Here is a 14,051-nt window from a genome sequence, read left to right as displayed (position 1 = left end):
ATAGCGTGCTTACGCCGCACGGGCCTAAAGTGCGGCACGTCGTTTCCGTTGGATGTATGTCATGTCGATTCTGCTGATACAGGGCCCGCACCGCGATGCGCCGGCCATCGCCGCGGCTCAGCGTCTGGCCGCCTCGCACGCTGCGCATGTCGTGCCAGTGGCCTGTGCCGATGCAGCGCAGATCGTGGCCCGGTTGCAGCAGGGGGCGCACGACGAGACCGAACTGGTGCTGCTGGATTCCGGCGAATTGCCCGCCGCAGATTTGGCCGATCACGCCCCGCAATTACGCGCGGCACTCGATGCGCTGGGTCATCCTTACATCGAAGTGCACGACGCCAGTGCGCAAGCGCTGGAGCCGTTATTGCAGCCGCGCCATGCGCCGTTGCTAACGGTGATCGCCAATGGCGCGTTGGCCGATAGCTATGCGATTGCGCTGGGTGTGGCGACGCGTCGTCTCGGCGCGCGTGCGGCAGTGGCAGTTTGAGGGTGCGCCCATGGCCATTGTGTTGCTTCGCGGTCCGCAAAGCGTAGCCGGTCATCGTGGTCGCCCGGGCCGTATCGCTGCGCCGGTGATGACCCAGTTATTGGACCATGCTGGCCGCGCCGGCAAGAGTCTGGCGGTGCGCAGTTGCGCCAGCGAGGGGGAACTGCTGCAGGCGCTGATCCAGGTCGATTGGAGCGGGGTGGAGGTGTTGTTGCTGGATCCGGGTGCGTGCTCGGATAGCGCCGCGACCGCTGCCGCTGTGGCGCAGTTGCAGCGGCCATACGTGGAGGTCCACGACGATGCGTGCGATTGTCGCGAACCGTGTTTGCGCACGGCATCGCCGCAACGTCTGGGGCAGGTCGGTGGCTATCGCGCGCAGGGCTATGCGCTGGCGCTGTCGATCGCGCTCGAACATCTTGGCTGCCATGGTGATGAAGGCGATGTCCACGTCGGCACTTGAGTGCACGCGTCACTATCTGGCCGACTATGACGCCTATAGTTACGGCCAACGCGTTGCCTGGGGTACGTTGGCGCACAGCTGGTGCGACGACGCGCCACTGGATCCGGACCTGTTGCTGCAGCGCATGCGCGATCAGGCTGCGCGGCGACATGGTGTGGACAGTGGCGATATCCGTATCCGTAGCGTCAGCCGTTTGTAACGGCTGCTGGCGTATTGTCGGTCAGCCCGGCGATGGCCGTGATGTGCCGATGTAGTAGTGCGCTTGCGTAGCGGTCATTGTCTGTGCATGCGTATGTTCAGTACACCAGCACCAGGGCTGCGGCGATGATCAGGCCCGGCACCGACAGCTCGCCGTGGCCGCCGGGTTGCTGCATGTACAGATCTTGCGCCCATTGCCAGGGCCAGGACGCCATGTATTGCACCGACGCCTCGGCCTCGACCGGAATCACCGACACGATCGCAATCCAGTTCGCCCAGCCGGCGATGAAGCCGACCAGCGAGCCATGCGAGTAATGGCTGTAGCGGACCATGCCGCCGGATTCTGGGAACATCGCCCCCAATTCGGCGTAGGTCAGGGCAATCGTGGTGATGATCAGGGAGCCCAGCACCCAGGCCCAGATCGCGCCAGGGCCGGCCAGCCCGGCGGCGCGCCAGGCGCCGAACAGCCAGCCGGAGCCGATGATCGAGCCCAGACCGGTCAGCATCAGAGCGAATGGGCCGACATCGCGGCGCAGAGCGGGTTGGGTCATGGCAGGGTCCGGATGCGGCGGCAGACCCGAGATGATCGCAGATACATGACAAGGTCGCACCATGGACTGTGCTGGGAGCCCGGCTTTCCAAGCCGATGGTCTTACGCAAGATTTATGTCCATGTGCCCCGTTGATCATAGCGTGCTTACGCCGCACGGGCCTAAAGTGCGGCACGTCGTTTCCGTTGGATGTATGTCATGTCGATTCTGCTGATACAGGGCCCGCACCGCGATGCGCCGGCCATCGCCGCGGCTCAGCGTCTGGCCGCCTCGCACGCTGCGCATGTCGTGCCAGTGGCCTGTGCCGATGCAGCGCAGATCGTGGCCCGGTTGCAGCAGGGGGCGCACGACGAGACCGAACTGGTGCTGCTGGATTCCGGCGAATTGCCCGCCGCAGATTTGGCCGATCACGCCCCGCAATTACGCGCGGCACTCGATGCGCTGGGTCATCCTTACATCGAAGTGCACGACGCCAGTGCGCAAGCGCTGGAGCCGTTATTGCAGCCGCGCCATGCGCCGTTGCTAACGGTGATCGCCAATGGCGCGTTGGCCGATAGCTATGCGATTGCGCTGGGTGTGGCGACGCGTCGTCTCGGCGCGCGTGCGGCAGTGGCAGTTTGAGGGTGCGCCCATGGCCATTGTGTTGCTTCGCGGTCCGCAAAGCGTAGCCGGTCATCGTGGTCGCCCGGGCCGTATCGCTGCGCCGGTGATGACCCAGTTATTGGACCATGCTGGCCGCGCCGGCAAGAGTCTGGCGGTGCGCAGTTGCGCCAGCGAGGGGGAACTGCTGCAGGCGCTGATCCAGGTCGATTGGAGCGGGGTGGAGGTGTTGTTGCTGGATCCGGGTGCGTGCTCGGATAGCGCCGCGACCGCTGCCGCTGTGGCGCAGTTGCAGCGGCCATACGTGGAGGTCCACGACGATGCGTGCGATTGTCGCGAACCGTGTTTGCGCACGGCATCGCCGCAACGTCTGGGGCAGGTCGGTGGCTATCGCGCGCAGGGCTATGCGCTGGCGCTGTCGATCGCGCTCGAACATCTTGGCTGCCATGGTGATGAAGGCGATGTCCACGTCGGCACTTGAGTGCACGCGTCACTATCTGGCCGACTATGACGCCTATAGTTACGGCCAACGCGTTGCCTGGGGTACGTTGGCGCACAGCTGGTGCGACGACGCGCCACTGGATCCGGACCTGTTGCTGCAGCGCATGCGCGATCAGGCTGCGCGGCGACATGGTGTGGACAGTGGCGATATCCGTATCCGTAGCGTCAGCCGTTTGTAACGGCTGCTGGCGTATTGTCGGTCAGCCCGGCGATGGCCGTGATGTGCCGATGTAGTAGTGCGCTTGCGTAGCGGTCATTGTCTGTGCATGCGTATGTTCAGTAATCCACGCCGACAGAGAACAACAAGGTGCGTGGATCGCCCAGGGCGACAGCGCGTTGCAGGCCGCCGGTAAAGTAATCGTGGTCGAACGCGTTTTTCAGGTTCAGCGCGTAGTGCCAGTGACGTTGGCGATAAGCCAGGCCGGCGTCGAACACCATGTAGCCGGGAATGCGGTGGCCATAAGCGCTCTTCTCACCCTCGGCGCGGGCGCCGCCGCTGATGCTCCAGCCGTCGGCCGCCCCGTGTGCGGCGTACTGCAGCCACAGCGAGCCGCTGTGCCTGGGCACGTTGTTCAGTGGCTGTCCGACGCTGCTGATGCGCTGTCCGCCGTCGTCGCTGACCACCGCATCGGTATAGGCGTAGCCGCCGAACAGGCTGAGTCCGCTGCCCAGGTCGGCGGCGGCATTGAGTTCCACGCCGCGGCTGCGTTGTTCGCCCACCGCGATGCTGTAGCCGTCGTGGAGCGGATCGTTCTGTAGTACGTTGCGTCGGCGCAGCTCGTAGAGCGCCATGCTCAGGCTGGTGTTGGCGCCCACTTCCATCTTCGCACCCAGTTCCACCTGACGGCCATGCTCTGGACCGAACACGGCGCCCCGCACGTCGGTGCCGACGTTGGGATAGAAGGAGGTGGCGACGCTGGCGTAGGGGTGCACTCCACCGCCGGCATCGAACATCAGCGCGGCCGAGCCGGTGGTCGCGTTGGCGTCGTTGCGCGTCTGGGTGCCGGCGCCGCGGTCTTCGCTGCGGTTGTGGCTGAGATCGTGGCGCAGGCCCAGCAGTAACTGCCAGTCGGGGGCGAACTGGATGCGATCGCGCAGATACGCGCCGCCGGAGGCGACAACGTTGAGCGTATGACGGCTGGGGGTGGTTGGGCACATGATCGGGCTGCCGTAGACCGGGGCGAATACGTTCAACGTGCCGACCTGGCAATTGGATTGTACGTTCCACTCCCAGGTTTTGAACGCGTCGGCGCCGGCGGTCAGCGTGTGTTGCCACGTGCCGGTGACGAAATCGCCCTGGAGATAGGTGTCCTGCACCCAGGTGCGTCCGTCGAATGCTTGCCGCATGCCGGTGCGGCGCAGGGTGCGCAGGTCGGGCGCCAGGCCGTTGCTGGCGATCAGCAGGCCATCCAGGCCGAATGTCTGCCAGCGCGCGGCATGGTGCAGGGTCCAACCGTTGTCGAAACGATGGTCGAGCACGTAACCCAACCGGCTCTGGTGGCTGTGGTAGGGCGTCTGCCCTGGTTCGCCGGTGAACAGGCTGCGGTCGATCCTGCCGTTGCGATTAGGGGCGACGCTGCCTTCCCAGGGGAGCCCCTGCTGGCGGATGTAGTCGCGCTCCTGATAGCTGGTCAGCAAGACCAAATTGGTGCGTTCGCCCAGGTCCAGCGCCAGCGCCGGTGCGATCCAGCGGCTGCGAAAGTACACATGGTCGGTCGGGTCGTCGCTGTTCATCGCCAGGGCAGTGAGTCTTAGCGCGGCCTTGCGATCGGTGGACAGCGGCTGGTTGAGGTCCAGGCTGCCCTGGCGCAGGCCATCGCTGCCGAGGCCCAGATCGACCCGGCGCAGCGGTTCGGCACCGGGACGCTTACTGATCAGGTCGACCAATCCGCCCGGCAGCACCTGTCCGTAGAGGAGCGATGCTGGACCTTTGAGAACCTCCACTTGCTGCATGCCGAACAGTTGCTCGGCGACGCGATTGCTGCCGGCGGTGCGCAGGCCGTCCACGAACACGGTGTCCGATGCGGTCTGGCCGCGGATGATCAGGTCGTCCCAGCCGCGCCGGCCATAGGTGTTCGCGACCACGCCGGAGACGTTGTGCAGGGCGTCGGCCAGAGTCAGCGATTGCTGGCTGTCCAGCAGGGCGCGCGGCACCACGGTGATCGAGAGCGGGGTCTGCGCCAGCGGCACATCCGACTTGTCGGTCTGCACCGGGGCCGTGCTGCGGAAATCGTTCTGGGTGTCGGCGTGGACCTTGATGGCCGGCAGGGCGGTCGCGCGGGGGGCGTCACTGGCATCGGCCACATCGGTTGCGTGGGCAGATGTACAGATCGCCATGCTCAGCAGGCAGGCGAACGAAAGGGGATGCAGGGTCATCGAGAGCGGTGGGGGAAGTCCTAATCGAGAATGATTATATTTCGCGATGAGGCGATTGGGAATGCCCTGACGCCATGTGGGCATGACCGACACGCGATGCGCGGTCGCTCATACCGACATTGCCCCGGCCAGGCGCCTGACCGGGGTGATGTCGATTTGCGATCGATACGCCTTGTGTGCGGCGACTGCTGCGATGGCCGGTCGCACGCCATCATCCAGCGTGATCGTGCCGACGCAGCGCGTGCAAGCCGTGTAGGTCGGTTGTGGCCGGGCTAGCTGGCGACGCGGAACACGCCGCTGTGGCCGCCGGGCGGCGTGCCTTCGAACTGGATCAATGAGGCGACCAATTCGGCATGCAAGCGGATACGGCCCATCTCGCGCATGATCCGGATGTCCTCGTGGCGCAATTGGCGATTGGCCACCACCTCGCGTTTGTAGTCCAGGATCTCCGGATACTTGCGCGCCATGTTCAGTGCATCGGCGACGCATTCCACGGTATCGGCGTCGGCGGAGAGCCGCTCGCGACTATTGAATGCGGTGAGCCAGCGCTCGAAACCGGCGGTGCGGTCGAACATGTTGGCGATGAACCAGATCACGAACAGGATCGCGACCCACGAGGAGAAGACGATGACGATGCGCGAGAAGGTCAAGTGATAGTCGTGCTGCCACAACTGCGCGGTGATCACGCCGAGCAGGATCAGCGAGATCGCCTGCCAGCCGATGATCGACGCCACCAACCATTGTTGCTTGGCCTTGGCCAGCAGCGCGACTTCCTCGTTTAGCTGTGCCTCGCTCTTGTGCTGCCAGTGCGCGACTTGTTCGGGAAACGAGCGCTGGTGCAGCGCATTGTCTTCGAGCAGTAACCCCAACCCTTTGAACAAAGCGATCATGACAGGCTCCTTGGTAGATGCGGTGACGGAAGCGGAATGTCGTTTGCGATCTTCAAGCGCCTTCTTTCTAGCACAGTGGCCGGCAATGGCATGCTGCGACCGCACATGGGCGTAGCGCCTGGTCTTTGGCTAATCGCGTCATCACAGAGTGTCCACGCCCATTGGTACGGATCGCTGCATTGCGTGCTTAACCTGCTGCTTGGTCCATCCGACCCTTAGATCCTGCGCAGGATCTGCAGCGCATCCTCAGGCGCGGCGACGATGAGGGTGGAGTGCCGACGAGAGATTGCGTGCCCGTGCAGCGCTTTTGTCGCCCTATTGAATCTGGTGATGAGGGTTGGCACATCGGTTGCCGTGAGCGGACAGGCCGTGAAGTCTTTTTTACATGACTGAACACAGGCGTATTACGCGCGGTCAAGATACCCAATTTGCGGCCGTTGTATGCCGGACCAACGCCGCTTCCTATCTTAATGCCGCACACTTTGATCGCTGACAGGAAGCAAGACCTACGTTTTGGACACAGCCTGCGGCGCATCGTGCGCGCGCCATTGCGTGCGATCGTGGTCTGGGGCGCGTCTTTGGCTGTGATATTTGCATGCGCAATGGTGCTGTTATTGGCGCAGGATCACCATAACCGGCTGGCTGCGGTGCAGCGGCAGAGTCTCTCCTTGGCGACCAGCGCCGATGATCTGCTACAGATGGAATTGACCAATCTCGGTCGGTCCCTGCGCGGCCAGGGTGTGAGCGCACAGACATTTCTGACCGATGCTCCGGCGCGTGCGCCGGGCTTGATCGAGGCTTCGTTACGCGGACTCCTGATGCGGCATCCGGAGTTGCGCGCGGTGGCGGTGCTCGATGCTCAGGGGCAGCGACGTTTCGGAGGCGCTGGCGATCCGCAACTGCCCACGTGGACCACGCGCGTGCACTGCGGTGGCAGCCAGGTGTGCGTCGGGCCGGCGCAGCGTTTGGCCGACAGCGAGATCGTGCTACCCATCGCGGTATCGTCGGCGGGCGGAAACTGGATTGTGGGGCAACTGCGTGCAGCCGCGTTGCAACACATCGTGCGCGATGTCGACATCGGAGCCGATGGCGTGGTCGCACTGATCGATGCACAGGGCGTGCCGCTGGTCGTGAGCGGTCCAGGTGTCGATATGCAGCAATGGCTGCGGTCGGCACTGCTTGGGCGATTGCCGCAGCGCGTTGCGCTGGGCATGCGCACCGATGTTTTCGACGCCGAACCAAGAATGCTGGCGATCAGTGGAGGGCAGGCATATCCATTACGCGCGGTGGCCGGCTTGGGTGTGCGCGAGACGCTGGTGCGCTGGTGGTGGTTCGTTGCGACGGCTGCATCAGCCTACGTCCTCTACTTGCTCGGCTTCGCTTATTTGCTTGGGAGCCTGCGTCGCGCCGAACGTCGTCAGCGCCAGTTACTGCAGCGGCTGAGTCGTGGCGACGAGGAGCTGCGCTTGGCATGCGACATGGGCGGCATCGGCACCTGGCGCATCGATACGCAACGGCGTTTGATGTCGTTGTCCGAACCCACTGTGGCGATGCTCGGGCTGCAGCGGATGCAGCTGAGCCTGGATGAGTTCCTGGCACAGGTACACGACGAAGATCGCATGCGGGTGGCGCAACTGTACGAAGATGCGGTGCATAGCCATGGCGAATACAACGCCGCGTATCGCATCCACATGCCAGATGGCCGGGTGCGCTGGTTGGCCGCGCGCGGCGCGCTGGTGCAAACGCAAGAGGGTCTGTGCATGACCGGTGCGGTGCAGGACGTCACCGAGCGGCTCGCGGTGCAGGCGCGCCTGTTCGATGCCGAGCGTCAGTTCCGTTTGATGTTCGATCGCAATCCGCTGCCATATTGGGTATTTGCGGTGGGTAGTCTGCGCTTCCTGGAAGTGAACCAGGCCGCCATCGGCCACTATGGCTACAGTCGCGATGAATTCTTGGAAATGAGCCTGCTCGATTTGCATCCGCGCGAGGATGCCTTGCGGTTGCTGTGCGATGTGCGGACAGCGCGCGCGGGCTTTAGCGCGCCGGACGTATGGACGCATCGGCGCAAGGACGGCAGTGTGTTGTCGGTGTGCGTCCACAGTTCCGATCTGGAGTTTGCCGGCATGCCAGCGCGGCTGATTCTTGCCGAAGAGGTCACGCAGCGTCTGGCACACGAGCGCGAACTGGCGTTTCGCGCCAGTCACGATGTCGCTACCGGGCTGTTCAATCCGCACGCATTGGCCGAGGCCTTGCGTGTGCATGCGTGCCAAGCCTATGCGATCGCCTACGTGCAGTTGCGCGGGCTGGCGCTGATCGGCGATACCCTGGGGCGGACGACCGGCGATGCGGTGCGCTGCGTGGTGGCCGAACGTCTGCGTGGCCTGGGTGAGCGCTTCGGCCTGACCGCGCACCAGCCCTCACAGGATTTCGTGCTGGCGGTACTGGACCCGCAGGCGCTGGAGCAGGCGTTGCAGGCGCTGTTGGAGGCAATGTCGGCGCCGGTACAGGGTAGCGATTTTAGTTTGCAACTGCAGGCGCATATCGGCGTGGCGTTGTGCCCGCACGATGCCGTCGATGCAGAGGAAGCCATCGGTTGCGCCGCGCAGGCCGCGCATGCGGCGCAGGCCGATGGCTGCAGCATGCTGCGCTTTGATCGGTCCATGTCCGCGCGCATCGGCGAACGTCTGCGTCTGGCCGGACGTTTGCACGAGGCGATCGAACGCGAGGAGTTCGTGTTGTACTTCCAGCCGATCATGGATACCGACAGTGGTGCGCCGCGCGTGCTCGAAGCCCTGATCCGCTGGCCGCAGGCCGATGGCGGCTTCATTCCGCCAGACCAGTTCATCCAGGGATTTCGTGCTGGCGGTACTGGACCCGCAGGCGCTGGAGCAGGCGTTGCAGGCGCTGTTGGAGGCAATGTCGGCGCCGGTACAGGGTAGCGATTTTAGTTTGCAACTGCAGGCGCATATCGGCGTGGCGTTGTGCCCGCACGATGCCGTCGATGCAGAGGAAGCCATCGGTTGCGCCGCGCAGGCCGCGCATGCGGCGCAGGCCGATGGCTGCAGCATGCTGCGCTTTGATCGGTCCATGTCCGCGCGCATCGGCGAACGTCTGCGTCTGGCCGGACGTTTGCACGAGGCGATCGAACGCGAGGAGTTCGTGTTGTACTTCCAGCCGATCATGGATACCGACAGTGGTGCGCCGCGCGTGCTCGAAGCCCTGATCCGCTGGCCGCAGGCCGATGGCGGCTTCATTCCGCCAGACCAGTTCATCCAGGTGTGTGAGGACACGGGCCTGATCCTGCCGCTGGGGCGCTGGGTCATGCGGATGGCGGCGCAGGCGCGACGCGAGCTGGTGCGGCATGGCTGGTCGGATTTGCCAGTGGCGGTGAATGTGTCGGCACTGCAATTCTTCGATGGCGATCTGGTCGCGGACTTGGTGCAGGCATGCGCTGATGCCGATTTGGGCGTGGATGCCTTGCATCTGGAATTGACCGAGAGCAGCCTGATGCGTCAGCCGCAGCAGGCGCGCGAAGTGTTGCAGCAGTTGCGTGCGCTGGGTGTGCGAGTGGCGTTGGATGATGTCGGTACCGGATTTTCCAGCATGGCCTATCTGCGCGATTTGCCGTTAGATGCCTTGAAGATCGACCGCAGCTTTATCGACGGCGTGGATGGCGATGCGCGCAATGCGTCGATCTGCGATGCGTTGCTGACTCTGGGCCGCAGCCTGGGGCTTGAAGTGGTTGCCGAAGGCGTCGAAACCCAAGCGCAATTGCAGTGGCTGCGCGCACGCGGATGCGGCAGCGTGCAGGGTTACCTGCTCGGGCGCCCAGCACCGCTGGAGCAGGTGCTGCAAACGCTCGGTGCAGTCCCGGCATGAGGTCGACGCGGTGATGGTCAGTCAGTGACATTGGTTGTGCCGCTCAATTGACCAGGTGGCGGCTTGGAGAGTAGATCCAGCCAGAGCGAAGCATCGCGTATGCCGAGATGGTGGGGCAGACAGGACGATTGCCGTAAGCGCATGCGTCGATCTTGTTCGCCGCTCAGTTGAGGACCGTCCCGGTCACACGATTGCGTCCGTTGCGCTTGGAGGTGTACAGCGCCTGGTCGGCGGCCACGACCAGCGTTTGCCATTCGGCTTGCGCCTGGATGGAAATGCAGTAGCCGATGCTCACAGTACACGTCAGTGTGTCGCCAGATGAGTCAGTAACCGGTTGCGATTCGATGGTGCACCGCAGGCGCTCGGCCAATGCGTGTACAGCCGCTTCGTTGCCATGGGGAACCAGTACCATGAATTCCTCGCCGCCGATCCGTGCCAACATATCTGGGCGCTGGATTTGCTGTGACATTAAATTGGCGATCGTTACAAGGGCGATGTCGCCTGCGGCATGGCCATGACGATCGTTGATGGCTTTGAAATTGTCGACGTCGACCATCAGTACCGCCACCGGTTCGCTTTTACGTCGGGCGTCCTGTGCTCTGGATTCGCCGTACTGCCACATGACACGTCGATTGGCGACCCCGGTGAGCGCGTCTTGCGAGGCATGACGCATCAATTCGTCGTTCATCTCATGGGTCAGCATCCACAGAAACCCTGGCGTGATGATGGAGGTCAGCACCATGCGCGAGAGCAGCCCGAAGGTCGAGGTAGGGTCGTAGTTCACATTCACATCGGGATGCGTCCACCACCAGCCGATGCGCAGCAATAGCATCAGCGCCCAGAGAAAATGGAAGATGGCGGTGAAACGTGCTGCCATGCATGAGATCTTTCTGCCGTGGCGCCAGAGCATGGCACCGGTGGCGATCGTCAGCAGACCGCGCAGGCTGCAGCCGAAGATCACCATGACAAAATAGTCGTGGTTGGATTTTTGCAGTAAGTAAACCTCGGTGATACCGATCGCCGCGACGGGAAGCAGTAGCCACCATTGCAGCAGTGGCTGGCATAGATAGGCGCTGACCGCGAACAGGACCAGTAGGGTGGCCACGTCGAGGATGAGGTTGCCCAAGATGCTTACATGTGGGAAGTTGATGCCGAACGCCGGCAGCAGAATCACCGCGAAGCCGGCGGCGTATCCGACATAACTCACGCTGAGCATGAGTAGCCCCTTGACTCGCTTTGCCTTGCGATCGGTCAGGTACAGGGCAAGGAACATCAGGGAGGAGACAGCCGCCAGCAACGCGTTGACGATCAACAACGTGCTAGCGTTGACCAGATGCCCAATCCATTCCACAGGTGTCCCAGTCCGCGGCTGCGAGAAGATTCAGAATGAGGTCGATTATAGGGTAGTTTGGAGGCCCCAAAGGGCTGACTCGCTTGGTCTTCGGGGGGATGCGCTGGTCTGTCGGCATCGACTCTCTGTCACTGTCGTTATCTCTGCCTCGGCAACCTTGGCGGTGCGCTCAGCGTCTGCGGCGCGGCTCGTACCAGAAGTCGAGTCCCTCGCGTGAACGCAGCATGCCGCGTCCGTGGCGTAGCAGTTGCAGCAGCATTGCCAGGTGTTCGCTCTTGCTGAAGCTGCGTAGCTTGCGATCGGAGCTGTACACCGGTTCGCGCAGAATCACGAAGCGTCCGTGCCGTGCCAACGCGCGGCTCAACGCCACGTCCTCGCCAGCGTAGTAGCGCTCGTCGAAGCCCCCGACGGCAAGGAATGCACTGCGTGTGCAGAACATGAAGCAGCCGGGTGCGATGCCGGTGCAGCGGAACAGCCAGCCGAATGCGGCCAGCCCCAGTCGCTCGTGCCAAGCGATGTCCCCGAGCATGTGGACCCGCGCGCCGCCGCCGACTGCACCGCTGTGCAGGGTACGCAATGCGGCCGCCAGCAGCGGCGTATTGACCTGGGTGTCGGCGTCGACGAACAGTAGGTGATTGCCGTGGCTGGCGGCGGCCCCGGCATTGCGTGTGGCGGCGATGTGCCGTAACTGCACTTCCAGCACCTGCGCGCCGTGCCGGCGGGCGATCTGCGCGGTGTCGTCGGAGCAGGCATCGGCGACGACCAGTATCTCGTACTCCAGCTGCAACGCTTGCGCGGCCAGGTGCAGCGAAGTCAGGGTATCGCCGATCAGGGCGGCTTCGTCGTGTGCGGGGACGATGAACGAAATCACCTGGACATGATGCGATGCCGGCACGGCGCTGACAATCGCGCGCTGCTGCTGGATTGGCGCGGGTTCAGCCCTGCAGTGTGGCCATCATGGCGGTCGGATAGCGGGTGCCGGCGGCGGCGTCGGCCGGGAAGATGGCCTGGATTTGTGCCAGTTCCTCGGCGTCGAGCCTCACCTGCAGTGCATTCAGGTTTTCCTCCAGGTAGGCCAGGCGTTTGGTCCCCGGAATCGGCACCAGATCCTCGCCTTGCGCCAGTACCCAGGCCAGCGCCAACTGGCCGGGGGACACGCCCTTGGCCACGGCCAGGCGGCGGACTTGCTCCACCAGTTGCAGGTTGCGGGCGAAATTTTCGCCTTGAAAACGCGGCGAATGGCGGCGGTAGTCGTCGGCCTCGAAATCCTCCGGCGTGCCGATCGCGCCGGTCAGAAAGCCACGGCCCAGCGGCGAGTAGGGCACGAAGCCGATACCCAGCTCGCGGACCGTGTCGAGCACGCCATCGTGCTCTGGATCGCGCGACCAAAGCGAGTATTCGCTCTGGACGGCGGTGATCGGGTGCACCGCATGGGCGCGGCGGATGGTCGCGGCAGCGGCTTCGGACAGGCCCAGGAAGCGCACCTTGCCTTGTTCCACCAATCGCGCCATGGCACCCACGGTGTCCTCGATCGGCACGTTCGGATCCACTCGGTGCTGGTAGTACAGGTCGATGTGGTCCACACCCAGGCGGCGCAGGCTGGCTTCGCAGGCGGATTGTACGTACTGCGGACTGCCCTCGATGCTGCGTGCGGCGGGGTTGGCCGGGTCCAGCTTGATGCCGAACTTGGTTGCCAGCACGACCTGCTCGCGGCGTCCGGCCAGCGCCTTGCCGACCAATATTTCGTTGGTGTGGGGGCCGTACATGTCGGCGGTGTCGATCAGGTTGACGCCGCGTTCGAGCGCGGCATGGATCACCGCGATCGCGCTAGCGTCGTCGCGACGGCCTCCGTAAAAAGCGCTCATGCCCATGCAGCCCAGGCCGAGGGCGGAAACACGAAGGCCATTGCGGCCAAGGGTGCGGGTTTGCATGCGAACGTACTCCTTGCGTGGGATCGTGGCGTTGCGTCAGGACAATGCGCGAACAGCAGGTGCCGAAGCTGTGGATGCACAGCGTCTACCCGTGCACGGCCAATGCGCAGGTGGCGCTGCCAGCGTGGACCGGCAGGCCGCCACGCCGCGTTCGAACACGGCGGCGCGATGCGCCGTCGGTGACGTGCTCAGCCTTTGAGCTTGCTTGCGAACTCGGCCACACGCTTGCCGAGCAGGCGTGCGGTTTCCAGATCGCCACGGCGTGGCGCCTCGTCCGGCGATGCGTCGGCCGGGGAGATCGCCAGCGCACCGCCGGAGCCGGCGGTCCAGTTCACATCGTCGGGACCGTGTGCTTTCGTGTTGGATGGCATCACGCCGGTGCCGACCCAGAGCTGGCCGTGCTGCTGCGACAACGTCCAGAAATAGGCGATGGTGGAAAACTTATCGCCGTTGACCGAGGCCGAGTTGGTGAAGCCGGCGGCGATCTTGTCCTTCCATGCCTGCGTGAACCAGGGTTTGGAGCTGGCGTCGGCGAATTTCTTGAACTGCCAGGCCGGGCCGCCCATGTAGGTGGGGCTGCCGTAGACGATGGCGTCGGCCTGGCCGATTGCTTCCCATGCGCCGTCGGGTAGGTTGCCGTCCTGGTCGATCCGATACAGCGTGGCCTCGCCGACGCTGGCGGCACCGGCATGCACGGCCTCGGCCTGTTTGGCGGTGTGGCCGTAGCCACTGAAGTAGATGATCGCGATCTTGCTCATCGTTGGACTCCTGAGAGTGAAGGCGGAATACACGCGTATTGTGTGCATCCGCGTTGGTCGCCATGCGTGCTAC

At 63.9% G+C, this 14,051-nt stretch carries 14 protein-coding genes and 1 pseudogene; 8 read left to right on the top strand and 7 right to left on the bottom strand.

Features of this window, described 5'->3' with window-relative positions; translation table 11 throughout:
• Nucleotides 1-61: 61 nt before the first annotated feature.
• The 3 genes from XANALMUS060_RS08635 to XANALMUS060_RS08625 are packed head-to-tail and all read left to right on the top strand — an operon-like array spanning nucleotide 62 to nucleotide 1,143.
• On the top strand, nucleotides 62-484 hold the full coding sequence (locus tag XANALMUS060_RS08635) for a hypothetical protein (RefSeq protein WP_045729232.1): 423 nt from the start codon (nucleotides 62-64) through the stop codon (nucleotides 482-484).
• Between the two features lie 10 nt (nucleotides 485-494).
• Nucleotides 495-944, top strand: a complete 450-nt coding sequence (locus tag XANALMUS060_RS08630; RefSeq protein WP_045738045.1) for a type II 3-dehydroquinate dehydratase — start codon at nucleotides 495-497, stop codon at nucleotides 942-944.
• A complete protein-coding gene (locus XANALMUS060_RS08625) occupies nucleotides 925-1,143 on the top strand; it encodes a hypothetical protein (RefSeq protein ID WP_045738102.1) in 219 nt (72 codons plus the stop codon). Before XANALMUS060_RS08630 ends, XANALMUS060_RS08625 begins: the two co-directional genes overlap by 20 nt.
• 100 nt (nucleotides 1,144-1,243) lie before the next feature.
• Here the strand turns inward: XANALMUS060_RS08625 and XANALMUS060_RS08620 are convergent.
• Nucleotides 1,244-1,693 (bottom strand): annotated as a pseudogene (locus tag XANALMUS060_RS08620) (APC family permease); the annotation flags it as partial.
• A 197-nt stretch (nucleotides 1,694-1,890) separates the two neighbouring features.
• Between XANALMUS060_RS08620 and XANALMUS060_RS08615 the strand changes: the two are divergent.
• The 3 genes from XANALMUS060_RS08615 to XANALMUS060_RS08605 are packed head-to-tail and all read left to right on the top strand — an operon-like array spanning nucleotide 1,891 to nucleotide 2,972.
• Nucleotides 1,891-2,313 (top strand): hypothetical protein, encoded by a 423-nt coding sequence (locus tag XANALMUS060_RS08615; RefSeq protein WP_045729232.1) that lies wholly within the window; start codon nucleotides 1,891-1,893, stop codon nucleotides 2,311-2,313.
• Nucleotides 2,314-2,323: 10 nt separating this feature from the next.
• The gene (locus XANALMUS060_RS08610) at nucleotides 2,324-2,773 is read left to right on the top strand and encodes a type II 3-dehydroquinate dehydratase (protein ID WP_045738045.1); all 450 of its coding nucleotides are present in this window, start codon (nucleotides 2,324-2,326) and stop codon (nucleotides 2,771-2,773) included.
• Entirely contained in the window at nucleotides 2,754-2,972 is a 219-nt protein-coding gene (locus tag XANALMUS060_RS08605; RefSeq protein WP_045738102.1) for a hypothetical protein, read from the top strand. The genes XANALMUS060_RS08610 and XANALMUS060_RS08605 overlap by 20 nt, the downstream gene beginning before the upstream one ends.
• A gap of 97 nt (nucleotides 2,973-3,069) precedes the next feature.
• Here XANALMUS060_RS08605 and XANALMUS060_RS08600 read toward each other — a convergent pair whose 3' ends face one another.
• Together XANALMUS060_RS08600 and XANALMUS060_RS08595 are read right to left on the bottom strand one after the other, a co-directional pair.
• Nucleotides 3,070-5,169 (bottom strand): TonB-dependent siderophore receptor, encoded by a 2,100-nt coding sequence (locus XANALMUS060_RS08600; RefSeq protein WP_045738044.1) that lies wholly within the window; start codon nucleotides 5,167-5,169, stop codon nucleotides 3,070-3,072.
• A gap of 272 nt (nucleotides 5,170-5,441) precedes the next feature.
• Nucleotides 5,442-6,059 (bottom strand): hypothetical protein, encoded by a 618-nt coding sequence (locus XANALMUS060_RS08595; protein WP_045738043.1) that lies wholly within the window; start codon nucleotides 6,057-6,059, stop codon nucleotides 5,442-5,444.
• 602 nt (nucleotides 6,060-6,661) lie between these two features.
• On the opposite strand from XANALMUS060_RS08595, the gene XANALMUS060_RS08590 reads away from it, so the two are divergent.
• Together XANALMUS060_RS08590 and XANALMUS060_RS21930 are read left to right on the top strand one after the other, a co-directional pair.
• Nucleotides 6,662-8,998: a PAS domain S-box protein gene (locus tag XANALMUS060_RS08590; protein WP_235430421.1), complete on the top strand. Its 2,337-nt coding sequence runs from the start codon at nucleotides 6,662-6,664 to the stop codon at nucleotides 8,996-8,998.
• On the top strand, nucleotides 8,976-9,938 hold the full coding sequence (locus tag XANALMUS060_RS21930) for an EAL domain-containing protein (protein ID WP_343122972.1): 963 nt from the start codon (nucleotides 8,976-8,978) through the stop codon (nucleotides 9,936-9,938). Before XANALMUS060_RS08590 ends, XANALMUS060_RS21930 begins: the two co-directional genes overlap by 23 nt.
• Before the next feature lie 163 nt (nucleotides 9,939-10,101).
• Here the strand turns inward: XANALMUS060_RS21930 and XANALMUS060_RS08580 are convergent, their stop codons facing one another.
• The 4 genes from XANALMUS060_RS08580 to XANALMUS060_RS08560 all read right to left on the bottom strand — a co-directional run bounded on the left by XANALMUS060_RS08580 (nucleotide 10,102) and on the right by XANALMUS060_RS08560 (nucleotide 13,978).
• Nucleotides 10,102-11,253, bottom strand: coding sequence for a GGDEF domain-containing protein (locus XANALMUS060_RS08580; protein ID WP_235430419.1), 1,152 nt, complete (start codon nucleotides 11,251-11,253; stop codon nucleotides 10,102-10,104).
• Nucleotides 11,254-11,458: 205 nt separating this feature from the next.
• Nucleotides 11,459-12,160 carry a glycosyltransferase gene (locus XANALMUS060_RS08575; protein WP_045738100.1) on the bottom strand — a complete coding sequence of 234 codons (702 nt, stop codon included), beginning with the start codon at nucleotides 12,158-12,160 and terminating at the stop codon, nucleotides 11,459-11,461.
• Between the two features lie 64 nt (nucleotides 12,161-12,224).
• Nucleotides 12,225-13,220: an aldo/keto reductase gene (locus tag XANALMUS060_RS08570; protein ID WP_045738040.1), complete on the bottom strand. Its 996-nt coding sequence runs from the start codon at nucleotides 13,218-13,220 to the stop codon at nucleotides 12,225-12,227.
• A 188-nt stretch (nucleotides 13,221-13,408) separates the two neighbouring features.
• Nucleotides 13,409-13,978: a flavodoxin family protein gene (locus XANALMUS060_RS08560; RefSeq protein ID WP_045728667.1), complete on the bottom strand. Its 570-nt coding sequence runs from the start codon at nucleotides 13,976-13,978 to the stop codon at nucleotides 13,409-13,411.
• Between the last annotated feature and the right edge of the window lie 73 nt (nucleotides 13,979-14,051).

It is taken from the genome of Xanthomonas sp. MUS 060, assembly GCF_000963215.1.
In the GTDB taxonomy this organism is placed as follows: Bacteria; Pseudomonadota; Gammaproteobacteria; order Xanthomonadales; family Xanthomonadaceae; genus Xanthomonas_A.
This window is presented reverse-complemented; position numbering and strand designations above follow the sequence as displayed.